The organism is Haloarcula sp. CGMCC 1.2071 (assembly GCF_037078445.1).
In the GTDB taxonomy this organism is placed as follows: Archaea; Halobacteriota; Halobacteria; order Halobacteriales; family Haloarculaceae; genus Haloarcula; species Haloarcula amylolytica.
In genome coordinates, this window is sequence record NZ_JAYMGY010000002.1 from 337,348 (window position 1) to 351,467 (window position 14,120).

A 14,120-nucleotide genomic window follows, 5' to 3' on the forward strand; every position below is an offset into this window, starting at 1 on the left:
TATGACGCTGAGCACTATGCCCGCTATCTCGTAGCCAAAACAGGGACTGAAAGACTGTCCGGTGATACCGTCACTCCTTGCTGAGTTGCGTATTCTGCTCCTATTGAGACTTCAATGCCACCGGTAAGAGATAGATCGGGACAAGCCAGTGTATGGATGGGAGAGCTTCGCTCAGGTTCGTGTGAAGTGCGTGGCCTGACTGTCCAGACCGGCCGGGATATTCAGTTACAGCCGGTAATACGGCCAGTTCGGCGACATATTCGTAAATCGGGCCACGACGACAGAGCGACATCCCTGATATAGGCTTCCGTCCGCCAAAATAGCGGTTGCGTTTAAGCACACAAACGGTGGGTTCATGCCAGTCACGGACTGAAATGGCAGTATGAATTTGACACAGCGCCCGCGCCGCCTGCGAACCGACGGCGTGCGTCCGCTGGTGCGCGAGACGGACCTCTCGGCGTCGGACCTCATCGCACCGGTGTTCGTCGACGCGACAACCGACGAGCGCGTCCCCATCGAGACGATGCCGGGCCACGAACGGGTCCCTGTCGATGCGGCGGTCGACCGCGTCGCGGAGATTCTCGAAACCGGCGTCGAAGCGGTGATGCTGTTCGGCGTCCCCGAATCGAAAGACGAGCGCGGGAGCCGCGCCTGGGCCGAAGACGGCGTCGTGCAGGAAGCCACGCGCCGCATCACGAGCGAGACGGACGCCTACGTCATCACGGACGTCTGCCTCTGTGAGTACACCGACCACGGCCACTGCGGCGTCCTCGAAGACGCCGCCGCCGAGGACCCGCGGCTGACGGTGCGCAACGACGAGACCCTCGATTTGCTGGGGGAAATCGCCGCGAGCCACGCCGCGGCCGGGGCCGACATGGTCGCGCCGTCGGGGATGATCGACGGCATGGTCGGCGCGATTCGGGAGGCCTTAGACGACCAGGGCAACACCGACGTACCCATCATGAGCTACGCCGCCAAGTACGAGTCGGCCTTCTACGGCCCGTTCCGGGACGCCGCCGACGGCGCGCCGGCCTTCGGCGACCGGCGGCACTACCAGATGGACCCCGCGAACGCACGCGAGGCCCGCCGCGAGGTCGACCTCGACGTCGAGCAGGGCGCGGACGTGCTGATGGTCAAGCCCGCGCTGCCGTACCTGGACATCGTCAAGGAAATCCGGGAGTCCTACGACCATCCCGTCGCCGCCTACAACGTCTCCGGCGAGTACGCCATGCTGCACGCCGCTGCCGAGAAGGGCTGGCTCGACCTCGAAGCGGTGGCCTACGAGTCGCTGCTGTCCATCAAACGCGCCGGCGCAGACCTGATTCTGACCTACTTCGCCGAGGACCTCGCGGACGAACTCTGAATAGCCAACTCAGGGACGGTTTTAGAGAGGGGCTCGGTCACGCGACGTGCGAGCCCGCTGTGTTCGCCCTCGCAGCGCTCGGTCCCTTTCAGCCCCACCCAGTCCGGATTGGCCGACCAGTTGCAGACAGGTCCCTAACCTATTCATGTGCCAGGAGCGGAGTGGCTGTATGCAGCGACAGTCCCTCCTCGTGGCGGTTGTCGCCGCGATTGCGCTGCTGTCGTTCAGCGTCGGGGCCGCGAGCATCGACGCTGCCACCGGGTCCGACCAGGCGGAGATGACCCGGGACGACAGCGAGATCGACAACCCCGACGGACAGGGCCTCAGCGACCCGCCAGGTAGCATCGATCCGCCGGAAAGCGAGAACGGTGCCCGCGCGCTGCTGCCGAGTGTCCCCGCTCCGGCAGTCGGTGCGCTCGCCGTCGGCCTCGCAGTGGGTCTGGTCGTCCTCTGGCGGCTGGCCGGCCAGAGCCGGACCATCGACGAGACGGGCGGCGAGACGCCAGCCGTCGCAACCGCGGACGCCGCGGAAACCCCCTCGCATAGCGCGGCTGCAATCGACGTGCCCCTGACCAACGACGTGTACCGCGCGTGGGCTGCCCTCGAAGACGCGGTGACCGTGGACGACGATGCGTCGTCCCCGCAGGACATCGAGGCGGACGCGACGGCGGCCGGGGCCGACCCCGACGCCGTCGCCTCGCTCCGGTCGGTGTTCGAGCGGGTTCGCTACGGCCGGGAGCGGCCGGACGCCGACCTGGAGTCCCAAGCCCGTGCGGCGCTGGAACGGGCCGCCGACAACGCGGACGATATCGCGGCGAATCCCGACGAGATGCCTTCTGCGGACAAAGACGCCGACGGGTCAGTCGGGGAGGGCAAGGCGTGACACTGCGCCGGGTCCCGCTGGCGCTCGGCCTCGTCGCGACGGCCATCGGAATCGGACTCGCCGCCCTCGGCGCGCCGCTGTTGCCCTCCGGCGCGGTCTCGGACCTCCCGATACTCGCCGTGGCCGTCTTCGCCGGCGGTGTCGCGCTGCTGGCGCTCCTCGTTCGCTCCCTCGACAGCGAGCGCGGCGTGGCGCTGCCGGACACTGACAGCCAGTACGTCACGGTCCCCGGCGACGATATCGACGAGGCGCTTGCTGCTGGGGCCGGACAGGAAGCCATCCGGCAGCGTGTCGAGGGAGTCGCGGTCACCGTCCTCCAGCGCGACGGGCTCTCTCCCGACGAGGCAACGGACGCGCTCCGGTCCGGCGCGTGGACGGACAGGGAGCCGGCGCGGGAACTGTTCGACGGCACGCCGATATCGCTCCGGGCGCGGCTGTCCGGATGGCTCTCGGGCGTCCGCCCGTTCCAGCGGCGTGTCGCCCACGCGACGGCCGAACTCCGGCGGCGCGACGAGGAGCGATGAGCGAGACCCAACGGACCGGCCGGTGGTTCGGGCTGGCCGGGGCCGCGCTGGTCGCCGTCGGCGTCGGGCTGGTGGGCCAGGTCCCCGCGCTCGTGTTGCTGGGCGGGCTCGGCGTCACGCTAAGCGCGTACGACCGGGTCGCTGTCCCGCCGGCGGCGGACGTGTCGATACAGCGGTCCATCACACCGACAGAACCCGCGCTCGGCGAGCGGGTCACCGTGGCGCTCACCGTCCGCAACGATGGGAGCCGAACGATTCCGGACCTCCGGCTCGCCGACGGCGTGCCCGACACCGTGCGGGTCGTCGAGGGGTCGGCGTCGCTGGGGACGGCGCTGCGGCCCGGCGCGTCGACGACGATTACCTACGAGATTACCGGCGGGACCGACCGCTGCGTGTTCGACCCGGCGACGGTCGTCGTCAGGGACGTGGTCGGCGTCGTCGCCCGACGAACGCACGTCACGGCCGAACCCGACACCGTCACCTGGGAGCAGCCAGCGAGTTCGGCGCTGTTGCCGCTGGTCCCGGCGGTCGCCCGTCGGCCTGGGACAGTCCCCGTCGATGAGGGGGGTGAGGGAGTCTCCTTCTACGCGGTCAGGGAGCACCGCTCGAACGACCCACTCTCGCGCGTCGACTGGAATCAGTACGCCCGCACCGGCGACCTGCGGACCGTCGAGTTCCGCCGCGAGCAGTCCGCGACGGTCGTGGTCGTCGTCGACGCCAGGTCGGCCGCCGCGCTGGCCCCGCGACCGGACGCCGAGACGGCCATCGAGCGATCGACGATGGCCGCCGTCGCCCTCGTCGAGGGGCTCCCCGAGGACGGCCACGAGGTCGGCGTCGCGGCGTACTCGCCACATGACGCGTGGCTCGCACCGGGCACGAGCGCGGCCCACCAGCAACAGGCCCGGGACCTGCTCAGGACCGACCGCGCGTTCGCCGCGACATCGGTCACCCGAACACCGGACACAACGAAGCTCATCGCACAACTGCCGACAGCGGCGAACGTCGTCTTCCTCGGCCCGCTGTGTGACGACGATAGCGAGGCGCTGGTCCGTCGACTCGCCGCCAGCGGCCACCCGGTGACGGTCCTGAGCCCCGACCCGACCGCGACGGACACGGCGGGCCACCGGCTGGCACGGCTCGAACGCCGTGAGCGGCTCCGTCGGTTGCGAGCCGCCGGCATCGCCGTCCACGACTGGCCCGCAACTGAGCCGCTGGAACGAGTCACTGAACGGGTCCGGCGAGGTGGCCAATGACCAGCCGAACCGGCCTCGTCTGTGGCGGTGCAGCGTTGGCGTCGGGTGTCGTGACGCTGTTCGTCGCCGGCATTAGCGCCGTCTCGACTGCCGCCGCCCTCGTCGGCGTGGTGCTGCTCGCCGGCGGGCAACTGATTCAGTCCGGGCGGCTGGTCGACCTCGCCAGCGCGTCGCTGTTTCTGGCGCTGTTAGTGGCCGCCCTTCAGGGAGCAACGACGACGACAGTACTGGTTGCCGGCGGCGCGACGGTGCTGGCCTGGACGTTCGCCCATGCGGCTATCGACCTCTATGCGGACCTCGGAACAGCGCCCGGAACGCCCGTGGAACTCACGCACGTCGCGGGGACGACAGGGCTGGTCGGAGGGGCTGTCGTGGTGACGACCCTGCTCTTTCAGCTCGATGTACCGCCGCTGTCACCGCTGGCGCTGGCGAGCGTCGTGCTGGGTGCAATCGCGCTGACCGCGGCGCTCAGGCGCTAGCGCCACAGCGGACGGGAGAAGGCGGATATCACTTCGACGTCGGTTCGGCCGCTGATTCCAGCGTCTCAGCCAGCATAAGTACGTCGTCAGCATCGGAGAGCGGGAGCCTGAGCGAGACGGTCGTCCACCCGTCGGTTCGTTTGTACTCGATGCCGCCGCCGGCCGCCTCGGCGACCCACCGAGCGAGCCAGATACCGAGGCCGCTCCCGTGCTGGAGATTGGTGATATCCGCGTCCTCGAACACGACTGCCCGTTCGACAGCAGGGATACCGGGGCCGTCGTCGCGAACGCGGACGAACGCGTCTCCACCGGTCCGCTCGGCCGTGATTCGGACGGCGGTGCTCTCTGGTGTGTGGCTCACCGCGTTCTCGACGAGGTTGTCGAGCGCGTCGTAGACGGCCGTCCCTCCGGTGACAGGGAGTGTTCTCGGAAGCGCTGTTTCGACCGGTGTATCGGGGCGATAACTGTCGGCGACGGACCGAGCCAGCGCCGCCGCGTCGACCGGCTGATCGGATTCCCCGTCGAGCGCGGTCTCGACGCTTCGGGCCTTTTCGCTGACGGCGACGAGGCGGTCAGCCGCGTCGAGGGCGCGCGACGCGGCCAGCGAGACGGACGAGTCGGCTGCGTGGGCACGGACGTATTCGGCCGTCCCGAGCACGACAGAGAGTTCGTTGCGGAGATTGTGCCGCAGGACGCGGTGAAGCACGCGGAGGCGCCGCTTTTGTCGCCTGCTATCTGTCACATCCGTGTACATGGCGAACCCGCAGCGACGGCCGTCGGCCGTGTCGTACGGGACGCCGCGGTAGATGAACTCGCGGCAGCCGTCGGCCGTCTCCCGGGAGACGATAGCGTAGTTGATTTCACCGGACGCCGTTCGCTGGTCGTAGTTAACCGCCTCCTCGACGCGGTCGCCGGGAACGATGTATTCGTTGAGCGGTTCGCCGACGATCTCGTCCCGGTCGTATCCGAACGTCTCGACGAACGCGGGGTTGACCGTTCGCACAATCGGGACGAAATTGACGATTTCGAAGCCGACGACCGCGTCCTGGATGAGGTCGAACAAGTACTGGAACGGGTCGGATGTCCCGGCAGTTCGGCAGACAGTCCCGACGACAGACCCGCCGGTTGCCGTCGTGAGTTCGACGGTAACCGGACCGGAGAAGTCGCTTTGCGGGAACCTGACCTGACAGGCCTCGGTCAGCCTGTCTGGCGCACTGCTGACGGCCTGTCTCGCTGTGCTCAGTGGCTCACGGTCCTCGGCTGCGACCACCGCCTCGACAGGTGTTCCAACAAGTTCGGCAGGCGTCCGCCCAAGCAATGCGGCGAATTCGTCCGTCGCGAACGTGAACCGACCAGTGTCGTCGATGCCGAACATCAGTCGTCTCTGATTCGGAGGAAGGGTGGGCTCGACAGGTGCGATACCGCCTGTTTCTCCCCCACAGCGCCACGCGGCGAGGCCGTGAGCGTCAGGTACTCGCGGCCGTCAGTCCGTGCCAGCGTGAGTTCCTGGTCGGCAGCGCCCGAGTAGAACGCCCCGAGCGTGGCCGGGACCGCGTCGTCGTTGATGACGTTGACCACCGTGTCGTGGGGTTCGAAGACGCCGTCGTCGTTCTCGTATCGGGCTTCTCTGGCCGCCTGTTCGCCCATCATCCGTATCTCGCCCTGGATGTTTCCGACAATGACCAGCGGGGCGTCCCGTCTGGTAGCCGTCGTCTCGTTCGCGGCAGCGAGCGAGGTCCGTTCGAGGTCGAACACGTTGTAGCGGGCGTCCCAGTCCCCGAAGGAGTCGAGGATGAACAGGGCGTCGCCGTCGAGTGCGTCCGTGAGCGAGCGGTCGGTCGCCGCGAACGCGGCGGCCAGCGTCGACCGGTCCAGGGACGGGGGTGGCGTCAGCGAGACCGCCCGGTCGGCGGCAACGGCCGTCGCGCACAACTGAGCGATGGCGCCGGCGACCTGCGTCCCATCGGCGTACCTGAGGACGGCCTGTCCACCCATGACGAGCCCGCCGCCACAGAGGTCGTCGAGGCCGTCGATACCGGTCGGGACTGTCGGGGCGTCCGCCAGTCGGTCCTGCCGGTCGGCCTCGGCGGCGGCGAGGACGTCGTCGATCTCGTCCAGCATCGCGGTCTGCTCGGAGCGAGCGGCACGTATCTCCGAGAGGTCGTCCTCGATGGCGGCGGCGCGGTCCGAAACCGTCTCACACCGCTGGGCGACCGCTTCGTCGTCGTCGCCTGCTCGTCGGTCGCTGCCGAGACAGAGGCGATACCGTCGGCCGTCTCCGCGACGGTGTCGGCCACGTCGTCGAGTCGTGCCATCGCCGTAGTGACCTGCTCGGCCCCAGTGTCGATTCCGTCGATGGCCTCGTTGAGCTGTGCAACGGTGTCGTCTGTGGCTTCGCGAACCGCAGCCAGCGTCGTTTCGATGTCCGCAGCCTGCTGCTGGGACTCCTCGGCGAGCCCCTTGATTTCGTCTGCAACGACGGCGAACCCGTCTGTGTCGGTGGTGTCGCTCGCCCGCGCCGCCTCTATCGAGGCGTTCAGCGCGAGCATGTTCGTCTGATCGGCAATGCGGTCGATACCGGCCAGTGCATCGGCAATACGGTCGACCCGGTCCTCCAGAGCGGCCACCTCCGCGGCAACTGCCTGCCCCAGTTCGCGGACTTCATCCATCGAGTCGATAGCGTCGGATGCGGCCTCCCGGCCGTCGTTTGCCGCATCCGTCGCCCGCTGGCTCTGCTCGCTGACCTCGGTCGCAGTCGCAGCGATTTCCTCGATTGTGGCGGAAAGCGACGAGACATCGTCGGCGATCTGCTGTGCGTCGGTCGCCTGTGCCGTTGCGCGGTCGTCAATCGCCGCGAGTTGCTCGCCGACGGTCGCCGACGCCGCCTGAACGACATCCAGTGCACCCTGTGCGTTCGCGACTGCCCGTTCCTCTGTCACGGCCGTCGACTGGTCCGGAACGGAGGGGTAGTGATCCGAAGCCATAATCAGCTATGAATCCTCCGGTGGGTGATTTGTTTGTACAGTTTATCGGTACTTTGTGCCACGTCTCCCCACTGATTTCCGGGTATTTATACTGAATCCGAATCTGTGTTCGCGAGATATAACCCTGTTGTCGCTGGCAACACCCGCCAGACAGGAGCGCGCGCAAGGGAAAACGGCCTATTTGGCCCCCTCTGGCCGGAACTGGGGGCAACAAACGTCCAAAATTCCAGTGTGCATATACGGACTTTCTTGACGGAGAACAACCTTATATCCATAATATCATACCCTAATCTGGACGGTCGTCTACCATATCCCCTCTAATTTCCGTGTTCATAAAGGCAAACCTTATGTAGTGTTGTTACCAGAGCCTTTCTCGTGAAAGAGTTGAAGAAGTTGAGCCAAAGTGGAGTGAAGTTGGACATTCAGACGCCTGCAGATACGAAAACGAAACAGGTGAGCTAGAAATGAGCTACACTGCACTACAGGTAGATCCGAGCGTACTCGCAGAGGGGGTTAACCTGCTGTGGGTACTGGTGGTATCGTTCCTGATCTTCTTCATGCACGCGGGCTTCGCCATGCTCGAGGCGGGGCAGGTGCGCTCGAAGAACGTCGCGAACCAGCTAACGAAGAACCTCCTGACCTGGTCGGTCGGCGTGACGGTGTTCTTCCTGATCGGCTCGGGGATCAGTGCCCTGGTCGGCGGGAGCGGCTTCTCGCCCGCCTTCGGCGCCGGGGCCGCAAACGACTACGTCGGCTGGCTGTTCGGTGCCGTCTTCGCGATGACGGCAGCGACCATCGTCTCCGGCGCGGTCGCCGGACGGGCCAAGCTCCGTGCGTACATCACGTACACGTTCCTGCTGGCGGCGGTCATCTACCCCGTTGTCACCGGGATCACGTGGGCCGGCGCGTACATCAGCTTCGGCGGCGAGGCGTTCCACGACTTCGCCGGCGGGATGATCGTCCACGGCATGGGCGGCATCGCGGGCCTCACGGCGGCGTACGTCCTCGGCCCACGCATGGGCCGGTACAACGAGGACGGCTCCGCGAACGTCATTCCGGGCCACTCCCTGACCTTCGCCGTTCTGGGAACGCTCATCCTCGCGTTCGGCTGGTACGGTTTCAACGTCGGGACGGCGGCGACCGTCTTCGTCGTCGAGGACGGATCGCTCGCCCTCGGCGCGTTCGCGACGGTCGGCCGTGTCGCGATGACGACGACTATCGCGATGGCCTGCGGTGCGATGGGTGCCGGACTGGTCGCGTGGCTGAAGACCGGGAAGGTCGACACCCTGTACGTGGCAAACGGACTGCTCGCCGGGCTGGTCGGCATCACGGCGATCCCCGACACCACGACGTGGTGGGGCGCAATCGTCGTCGGCGGCCTCGCGGGCGGACAGCTGCCGGTCGTGTTCAGCTTCATCGAGAACCGGATGAAAATCGACGACGTCTGTGCCGTCTTCCCGGTCCACGGGAGCGCCGGTGTGCTCGGCACGCTGCTGTTCCCGTTCGTTGCCACGTCCGGCACGGTCGGGTCGGTCATTAACGCCTTTATCGCACAGCTGATCGGTGTCGCCGCCATCGCGGGCTGGACGATTGTCGCAACCGGAGTCGTCTGGTACGCCCTCAAGGCGGCCGGCCAGGCTCGGGTCACGCCCGAACACGAGCAGGAAGGGCTGGACGTCAGCGAGCACGGCGTCGAGACCTACCCCGAGTTCGGTGGTGGCGAAAGCGTTGTCGCCGATGGTGGTAAAGTGAGTCCGAGCATGCGTACTGACGGAGGTTCCAAAGATGACTGAAACCGACGACTCAGAGATCAAGATGGTAGTGGCAATGGTTCGACCTGACAAACTCGGGGACGTGAAGAAGGCGCTGGCGGAGGTCGGCGCGCCCTCGCTGACAGTGACGAACGTCTCCGGCCGCGGCTCACAGCCCGCAAAGAAGGGGCAGTGGCGCGGCGAGGAGTACGTCGTCGACCTGCACCAGAAGGTCAAAGTCGAGACGGTCGTCGCGGACATCCCCGCGGAGGATGTCGTCGACGCCATCGCCGACGGCGCTCACACCGGCGAGAAAGGTGACGGTAAGATATTCGTCCTCCCCGTGGACAACGCCTACCAGGTCCGAACCGGCAAAGAAGGCCCAGAGGCAGTCTAAGCGGACGAAATGGTCGATGATACCGACAGACAGGTAGTGAACGCACTGCTCCAGGACGGCCGGGCGAGCGCCCGTGACGTCGCCGCCGCGACCGGTATCGCGGCGACCACGGTATCGCGCCGGATGGACGACCTGGAGGCGACCGGTGTGATCGACGAATACACCGTCGACATCGATTACGGGGCGCTGGGTTACGACGTGACCGCCGTGTTCCAGCTCTCCGTCGAGGGCGACGGACTCGGACGGGTGGTGGACCAGTTACGGGATCGACGCGAGATGATCGCTGTCTACGAGGTGACCGGCGACCACGACATCGTGGCCGTCGGGAAGTTCACCGACACAAAGTCGATGAACGAGCGGATAAAGACGCTGCTGACCGACGAGGATATCCGATCTGCCTCGACGTCAGTCGTACTGAATACGGTGTGCGAACACGAGCAGTTCCCGGTCGACGGAACTGACGCCTGAGGACGACGCCTGTTTTTCCGACTGGCAACCACAGCAGTGAGTAGCGTCCCGTATCGGTTTGGAGACCTATTGAGCGATGAAGGAAGGTTTAATTACAGCAGTAGTAATATATTTTTCATCATGGATTGGGATGCTCGGGGGTCAACGGTGACGCGACGGGAGCTACTCGGAGCCGTCGGAACGAGTTCGCTCGCCGGACTTGCCGGCTGTGGCGGGGGCAGTCGCGCCACGACGCCGACAAGCAGTGCCACAGCGTACGCGAACCAGCCGGTCGACGACGACCAGGTGACGCTTGGCCTCACAGTCCCGCAGTCGGGGTCGTTCTCGCCGCTTGGGACCGGCCAGCAGCGCGGGTTCGAACTGGCCATCGACCACCTCAACGAGGGCGGCGGCTGGGTCGACACCGACGCGTGGCAGGCGCTGTCCGGGGACGGCATTCTCGGCCGGACGGTCGAGAGCGTCATAGCTGACACGGAGTCCAGTTCGAAAACGGCCCGGGACGTGGCGGAGACGCTGGTCGAGCAGGACGGTGCCGTGATGGTCGCCGGCGGCGGGTCGACGAACACAGCCCGGGAGTTGCTCAAGTACTGTCCGACCCGCGGCGTGGTCCACATGCTCGGGTTCGCGCCGGGGACGAACGTCACGGGGATCGGCTGCTCGCGGTACGGGTTTCAGGAGATGCACAACGGTCGGATGGCCGCCAACGCGCTGGCTCCGGTGTTGACCGAGCGGTTCGACGGGCGAACGGAGTTCTACCAGTTGCACGCCAGCTCCGATTTCGGCTTCACGCAGTCCGAGCAGTTCAAGCGCCGGTTCCAGTCGGAGAACTGGAGCGAGATGGGGGCGGCGAAGACACGGGTCGGAACGGAGGACTTCAGACCGCAGTTTCGGGAGGCCGTGGACACCGACGTCGACGCCATCGTGTTGTCCTGCCGCGGGCGCGACGCAGTCACCGCGCTGAACCAGGCGAAAGACATAGTCCCAGAAGAGATGGACATCGTCATGCCGATCGTGAGTCGGCAACTGGCCCGCGATGCCGGCGCCGACATGGCCAGTATCGCCGGCACCATTTCGTGGGATTACAGCATCGATACGCCGCTCTCAACGGCGTTCACGGAGTCGTTCGATGCGGCGTATGCCAACGACCAGGTCCGGGTCCCGTCGGACCAGGCCCGACTGGCCTACGCGCAGACGCTCCAGTACGCCGCGGCCGTCGAGCGGGCCGGGACGTTCGAACCACCGGCCGTCATCCGTGAACTCGAAGGCACCACGTACCAGGCCGGACTCGGCGAGGCGACGCTGCGGGCATGTGATCATCAGTCTATAGGGCCAGTTCTGGTCGTCGAAGGATCCAGTCAGGGTCCCGAGGTACTCGACGTCATCCAGATTTCGACGGACGTCGCGTACGGCTGTGAGGAGTATCCGGCAAGCGAGTGTACTGACCTGGGGCCGTACGAACCCGAGACGGCCGACAGTTGACGGGCGGTGGCGTTAAGCCGCTCGCGCCGCTCCAGAAGATATGGGCTTGAAAGTGGACGTGCGGAAGCTGGACCTTTTCAATCAGATGGCAAAGGAGGGGTCTGGGACAGTCGCGGAGAACCTCGGTCAGCTGACCGGGCTCGACGCGACAGTTCGGACCTCACAGATCAATTTTCTCGACATTGCGGACGTCAAGACACACATCGGCGACGACAAGGGCGTCGGCATCTACGTCGAGTTGAACGAGCCGCCATACGGCTACGTCCTGTTTCTGCTCGAACCGGCCGACAGCAAGCAGATGGCCAGTGCGATGATGGGTGGAATGGGTGAGCCAAGCGAGGGCGAGGGGTTCTCCGACATGGAACGGTCGGCGATGCAGGAGATCGGCAACATCATGACATCCGCGTTCATCGACGGGTGGGCCAACGTGCTGGAGACGACCATCGACATGGGGACACCGAACTTCGTGTTCGGGCCGGCCGACGGCATCATCGACGAGATGGGTGGCTGGCCGGACTCAGACCTGGTGTTCGTCGTCGATTCGCGTATCACCGTCGACGACGGCGACCTCGGGATGACCGTGTACACGTTCCCCGAACTGGAGGACCTCGTCGCGCTTATTCAGGACATCGACCTCGACACTGACGTGGCGGTAGACACCGAAGCCAGCGACATTCTTGACTGACATCGGCACGCGATCTCTATTCCCCTGTTCATCGCGCGGCCAGAGTGGACGTAATCGCCGAGAGGACAGTCTGAGGTCCATCGATACCTGATACCAACACCGTCTGTGCTAATTGTTCACCCATTCCTACTGAAAAAAGTATTATATATATTTACCATCAAAACAGCTGGTATGGGATCGGAAAGAGGGGGAGACGCAGTTGACAGGCGGTCCGTACTACAGATTGCCGGTGGGGTCGGTACCGCAGGCCTCGCCGGGCTGGCGGGGTGCCAGGGCGGGGGTTCGACAACCGAAAACACACCGGAGCATCCACCGCTCGGGAACTATCCGGTCGAAGGTGACGCGGTCACACTCGGCTTCAACGTCCCACAGTCGGGGACCTACGCCGCCGAAGGACGCGACGAACTCCGGGGGTACGAGCTCGCCGTCACACATCTCAACGAGGGCGGCGGCTGGGTCGGTCAGCGCTCCTTTGACGTACTCAGCGGCGACGGCGTGCTCGGAAAGACCATCGAGTACGTCACTGCGGACACAGAGACGAAGCCGGAAGTTGCGACGGCCAATGCCGAGGAGATGATCGAGCAAGACGACGTCATCATGTTCTCCGGTGGCTCGTCCAGTTCCGTCGCCATCGCCCAGCAGGACGTCGCACAGGCCCAGAAGGTCCCGTACATGTGCTGTCTGACCCACTCGAACGACACGACGGGACGGGACTGTGTCCGCTACAGCTTCCGGGAGATGTTCAACGCGTACATGACCGCACAGGCGCTGCTTCCGGTGCTCAAGGAACGGTTCGGCCGGGAGGCTCAGTACGTTCAGATCTACGCGGACTACAACTGGGGCAAGACCATGGAGTCGTCGATACGTGATTTCTTCACGTCGAGCGGCTGGGTCGAACTCACGAGCATCCCGACGCGTCTCGGGACGACGGACTACGAGGAGCCGCTCAAACAGGCCCGGGACGCCGGCGCGGAGGTCGTCTTCCTCGATCACTACGGACTGGACGCCGCGAACTCACTGACAAAAGCCCAGGAGATTCTTCCGGACGAGGTGGGGATTGTGGTGCCGCTGTACAACCGCATCGTGGCACAGAACGCCTCGAAGGCGCTCGACGGCGTCGTCGGGACGGTCGCGTGGGACACCAGCGTCTCGTCTGACCTCTCAAACGAGTTCAAGAACGCCTTCACCGCCGAGTACGGGAACGCACAGCGGCCCTCCGGCGTGGCCCATCTGGCCTACGCGCAGACGCTCCAGTACGCCGCGGCCGTCGAGCGGGCCGGCACCTTCTACCCGCCGGCGGTTATCCGGGAGCTGGAAGACCACGAATACTCGGTCGGGCTTGGCAGCCAGACGATGCGGAGCTGTGACCATCAGGCCCAGCGTGGCGTGCCGGTAGTCGAAGGGCTTCCCGAGTCCGGGCAGTCTCTCGGCCGATTCTACGACCTGCTCAGCGTCACGAAGGCGGTCGGGTACGACTGTGACGGCGGCCCGGCCGCCGAATGCGAACTCGGAGACTACGGCGAGTAGTGCTGTCAGCTGTAACTACTGTAAGGGCTTCGCGGTGGCGAGATTCGGTACAGGCGTATAGCCGACAGTGTACGGCCACGACTCGATGGCTGTTGAGCAACGGAAAAAATACGGCAAACGGAGAACCGAGCGGGGACGTGGACACGAGCAGTCCCCAGCTGTCAGAGGCAGACGGACGCGCCCTGAGACGGGCACGTCACGTCGGCGTATCCGGCTGTTCGGAGCCGGGGCCGCGTTACTCCAGTAGCTCCGGTGCCGCGTCGTATGCCACCCCCTTGACTACAGATTCCGACCGGTCGGCCGCCTCGTCGTTGTCGGTCGAACTGT

Annotated in this window: 12 protein-coding genes and 1 pseudogene; 11 read left to right on the forward strand and 2 right to left on the reverse strand. The window is 65.6% G+C overall.

What is annotated here, in order from left to right:
- Positions 1-382: 382 nt before the first annotated feature.
- The 5 genes from hemB (at position 383) to VI234_RS05760 (ending at position 4,502) form a co-directional block, all read left to right on the forward strand.
- A complete protein-coding gene (hemB, locus tag VI234_RS05740; protein WP_008307262.1) occupies positions 383-1,363 on the forward strand; it encodes a porphobilinogen synthase in 981 nt (326 codons plus the stop codon).
- 169 nt (positions 1,364-1,532) lie between these two features.
- A complete protein-coding gene (locus tag VI234_RS05745) occupies positions 1,533-2,246 on the forward strand; it encodes a DUF4129 domain-containing protein (RefSeq protein WP_336329475.1) in 714 nt (237 codons plus the stop codon).
- Positions 2,243-2,770, forward strand: coding sequence for a DUF7269 family protein (locus tag VI234_RS05750; RefSeq protein ID WP_008307260.1), 528 nt, complete (start codon positions 2,243-2,245; stop codon positions 2,768-2,770). The genes VI234_RS05745 and VI234_RS05750 overlap by 4 nt, the downstream gene beginning before the upstream one ends.
- Positions 2,767-4,023: a DUF58 domain-containing protein gene (locus tag VI234_RS05755; protein ID WP_336329476.1), complete on the forward strand. Its 1,257-nt coding sequence runs from the start codon at positions 2,767-2,769 to the stop codon at positions 4,021-4,023. Before VI234_RS05750 ends, VI234_RS05755 begins: the two co-directional genes overlap by 4 nt.
- Positions 4,020-4,502: a DUF7519 family protein gene (locus VI234_RS05760; RefSeq protein WP_336329477.1), complete on the forward strand. Its 483-nt coding sequence runs from the start codon at positions 4,020-4,022 to the stop codon at positions 4,500-4,502. Before VI234_RS05755 ends, VI234_RS05760 begins: the two co-directional genes overlap by 4 nt.
- 28 nt (positions 4,503-4,530) lie before the next feature.
- On the opposite strand, the gene VI234_RS05765 is transcribed toward VI234_RS05760, so the two are convergent.
- Complete coding sequence (locus VI234_RS05765; protein ID WP_336329478.1) at positions 4,531-5,877, reverse strand: sensor histidine kinase; 1,347 nt, start codon at positions 5,875-5,877, stop codon at positions 4,531-4,533.
- A pseudogene (locus tag VI234_RS05775) lies at positions 5,877-7,486 on the reverse strand (methyl-accepting chemotaxis protein). The gene VI234_RS05765 and the pseudogene VI234_RS05775 overlap by 1 nt, the downstream one beginning before the upstream one ends.
- A gap of 464 nt (positions 7,487-7,950) precedes the next feature.
- On the opposite strand from VI234_RS05775, the gene VI234_RS05780 reads away from it, so the two are divergent.
- The 6 genes from VI234_RS05780 (at position 7,951) to VI234_RS05805 (ending at position 13,793) form a co-directional block, all read left to right on the forward strand.
- Positions 7,951-9,279 carry an ammonium transporter gene (locus tag VI234_RS05780; protein ID WP_008307255.1) on the forward strand — a complete coding sequence of 443 codons (1,329 nt, stop codon included), beginning with the start codon at positions 7,951-7,953 and terminating at the stop codon, positions 9,277-9,279.
- Positions 9,272-9,634 carry a P-II family nitrogen regulator gene (locus VI234_RS05785; RefSeq protein ID WP_008307254.1) on the forward strand — a complete coding sequence of 121 codons (363 nt, stop codon included), beginning with the start codon at positions 9,272-9,274 and terminating at the stop codon, positions 9,632-9,634. Before VI234_RS05780 ends, VI234_RS05785 begins: the two co-directional genes overlap by 8 nt.
- 9 nt (positions 9,635-9,643) lie before the next feature.
- Positions 9,644-10,102, forward strand: a complete 459-nt coding sequence (gene lrp / locus VI234_RS05790; RefSeq protein ID WP_008307253.1) for an HTH-type transcriptional regulator Lrp — start codon at positions 9,644-9,646, stop codon at positions 10,100-10,102.
- Positions 10,103-10,222: 120 nt separating this feature from the next.
- Entirely contained in the window at positions 10,223-11,581 is a 1,359-nt protein-coding gene (locus VI234_RS05795) for a substrate-binding protein (RefSeq protein ID WP_336329481.1), read from the forward strand.
- 40 nt (positions 11,582-11,621) lie between these two features.
- Positions 11,622-12,266, forward strand: a complete 645-nt coding sequence (locus VI234_RS05800) for a chemotaxis protein CheC (RefSeq protein ID WP_004517661.1) — start codon at positions 11,622-11,624, stop codon at positions 12,264-12,266.
- A 171-nt stretch (positions 12,267-12,437) separates the two neighbouring features.
- Positions 12,438-13,793: a substrate-binding protein gene (locus VI234_RS05805; RefSeq protein ID WP_336329482.1), complete on the forward strand. Its 1,356-nt coding sequence runs from the start codon at positions 12,438-12,440 to the stop codon at positions 13,791-13,793.
- The last annotated feature ends 327 nt before the right edge of the window (positions 13,794-14,120 follow it).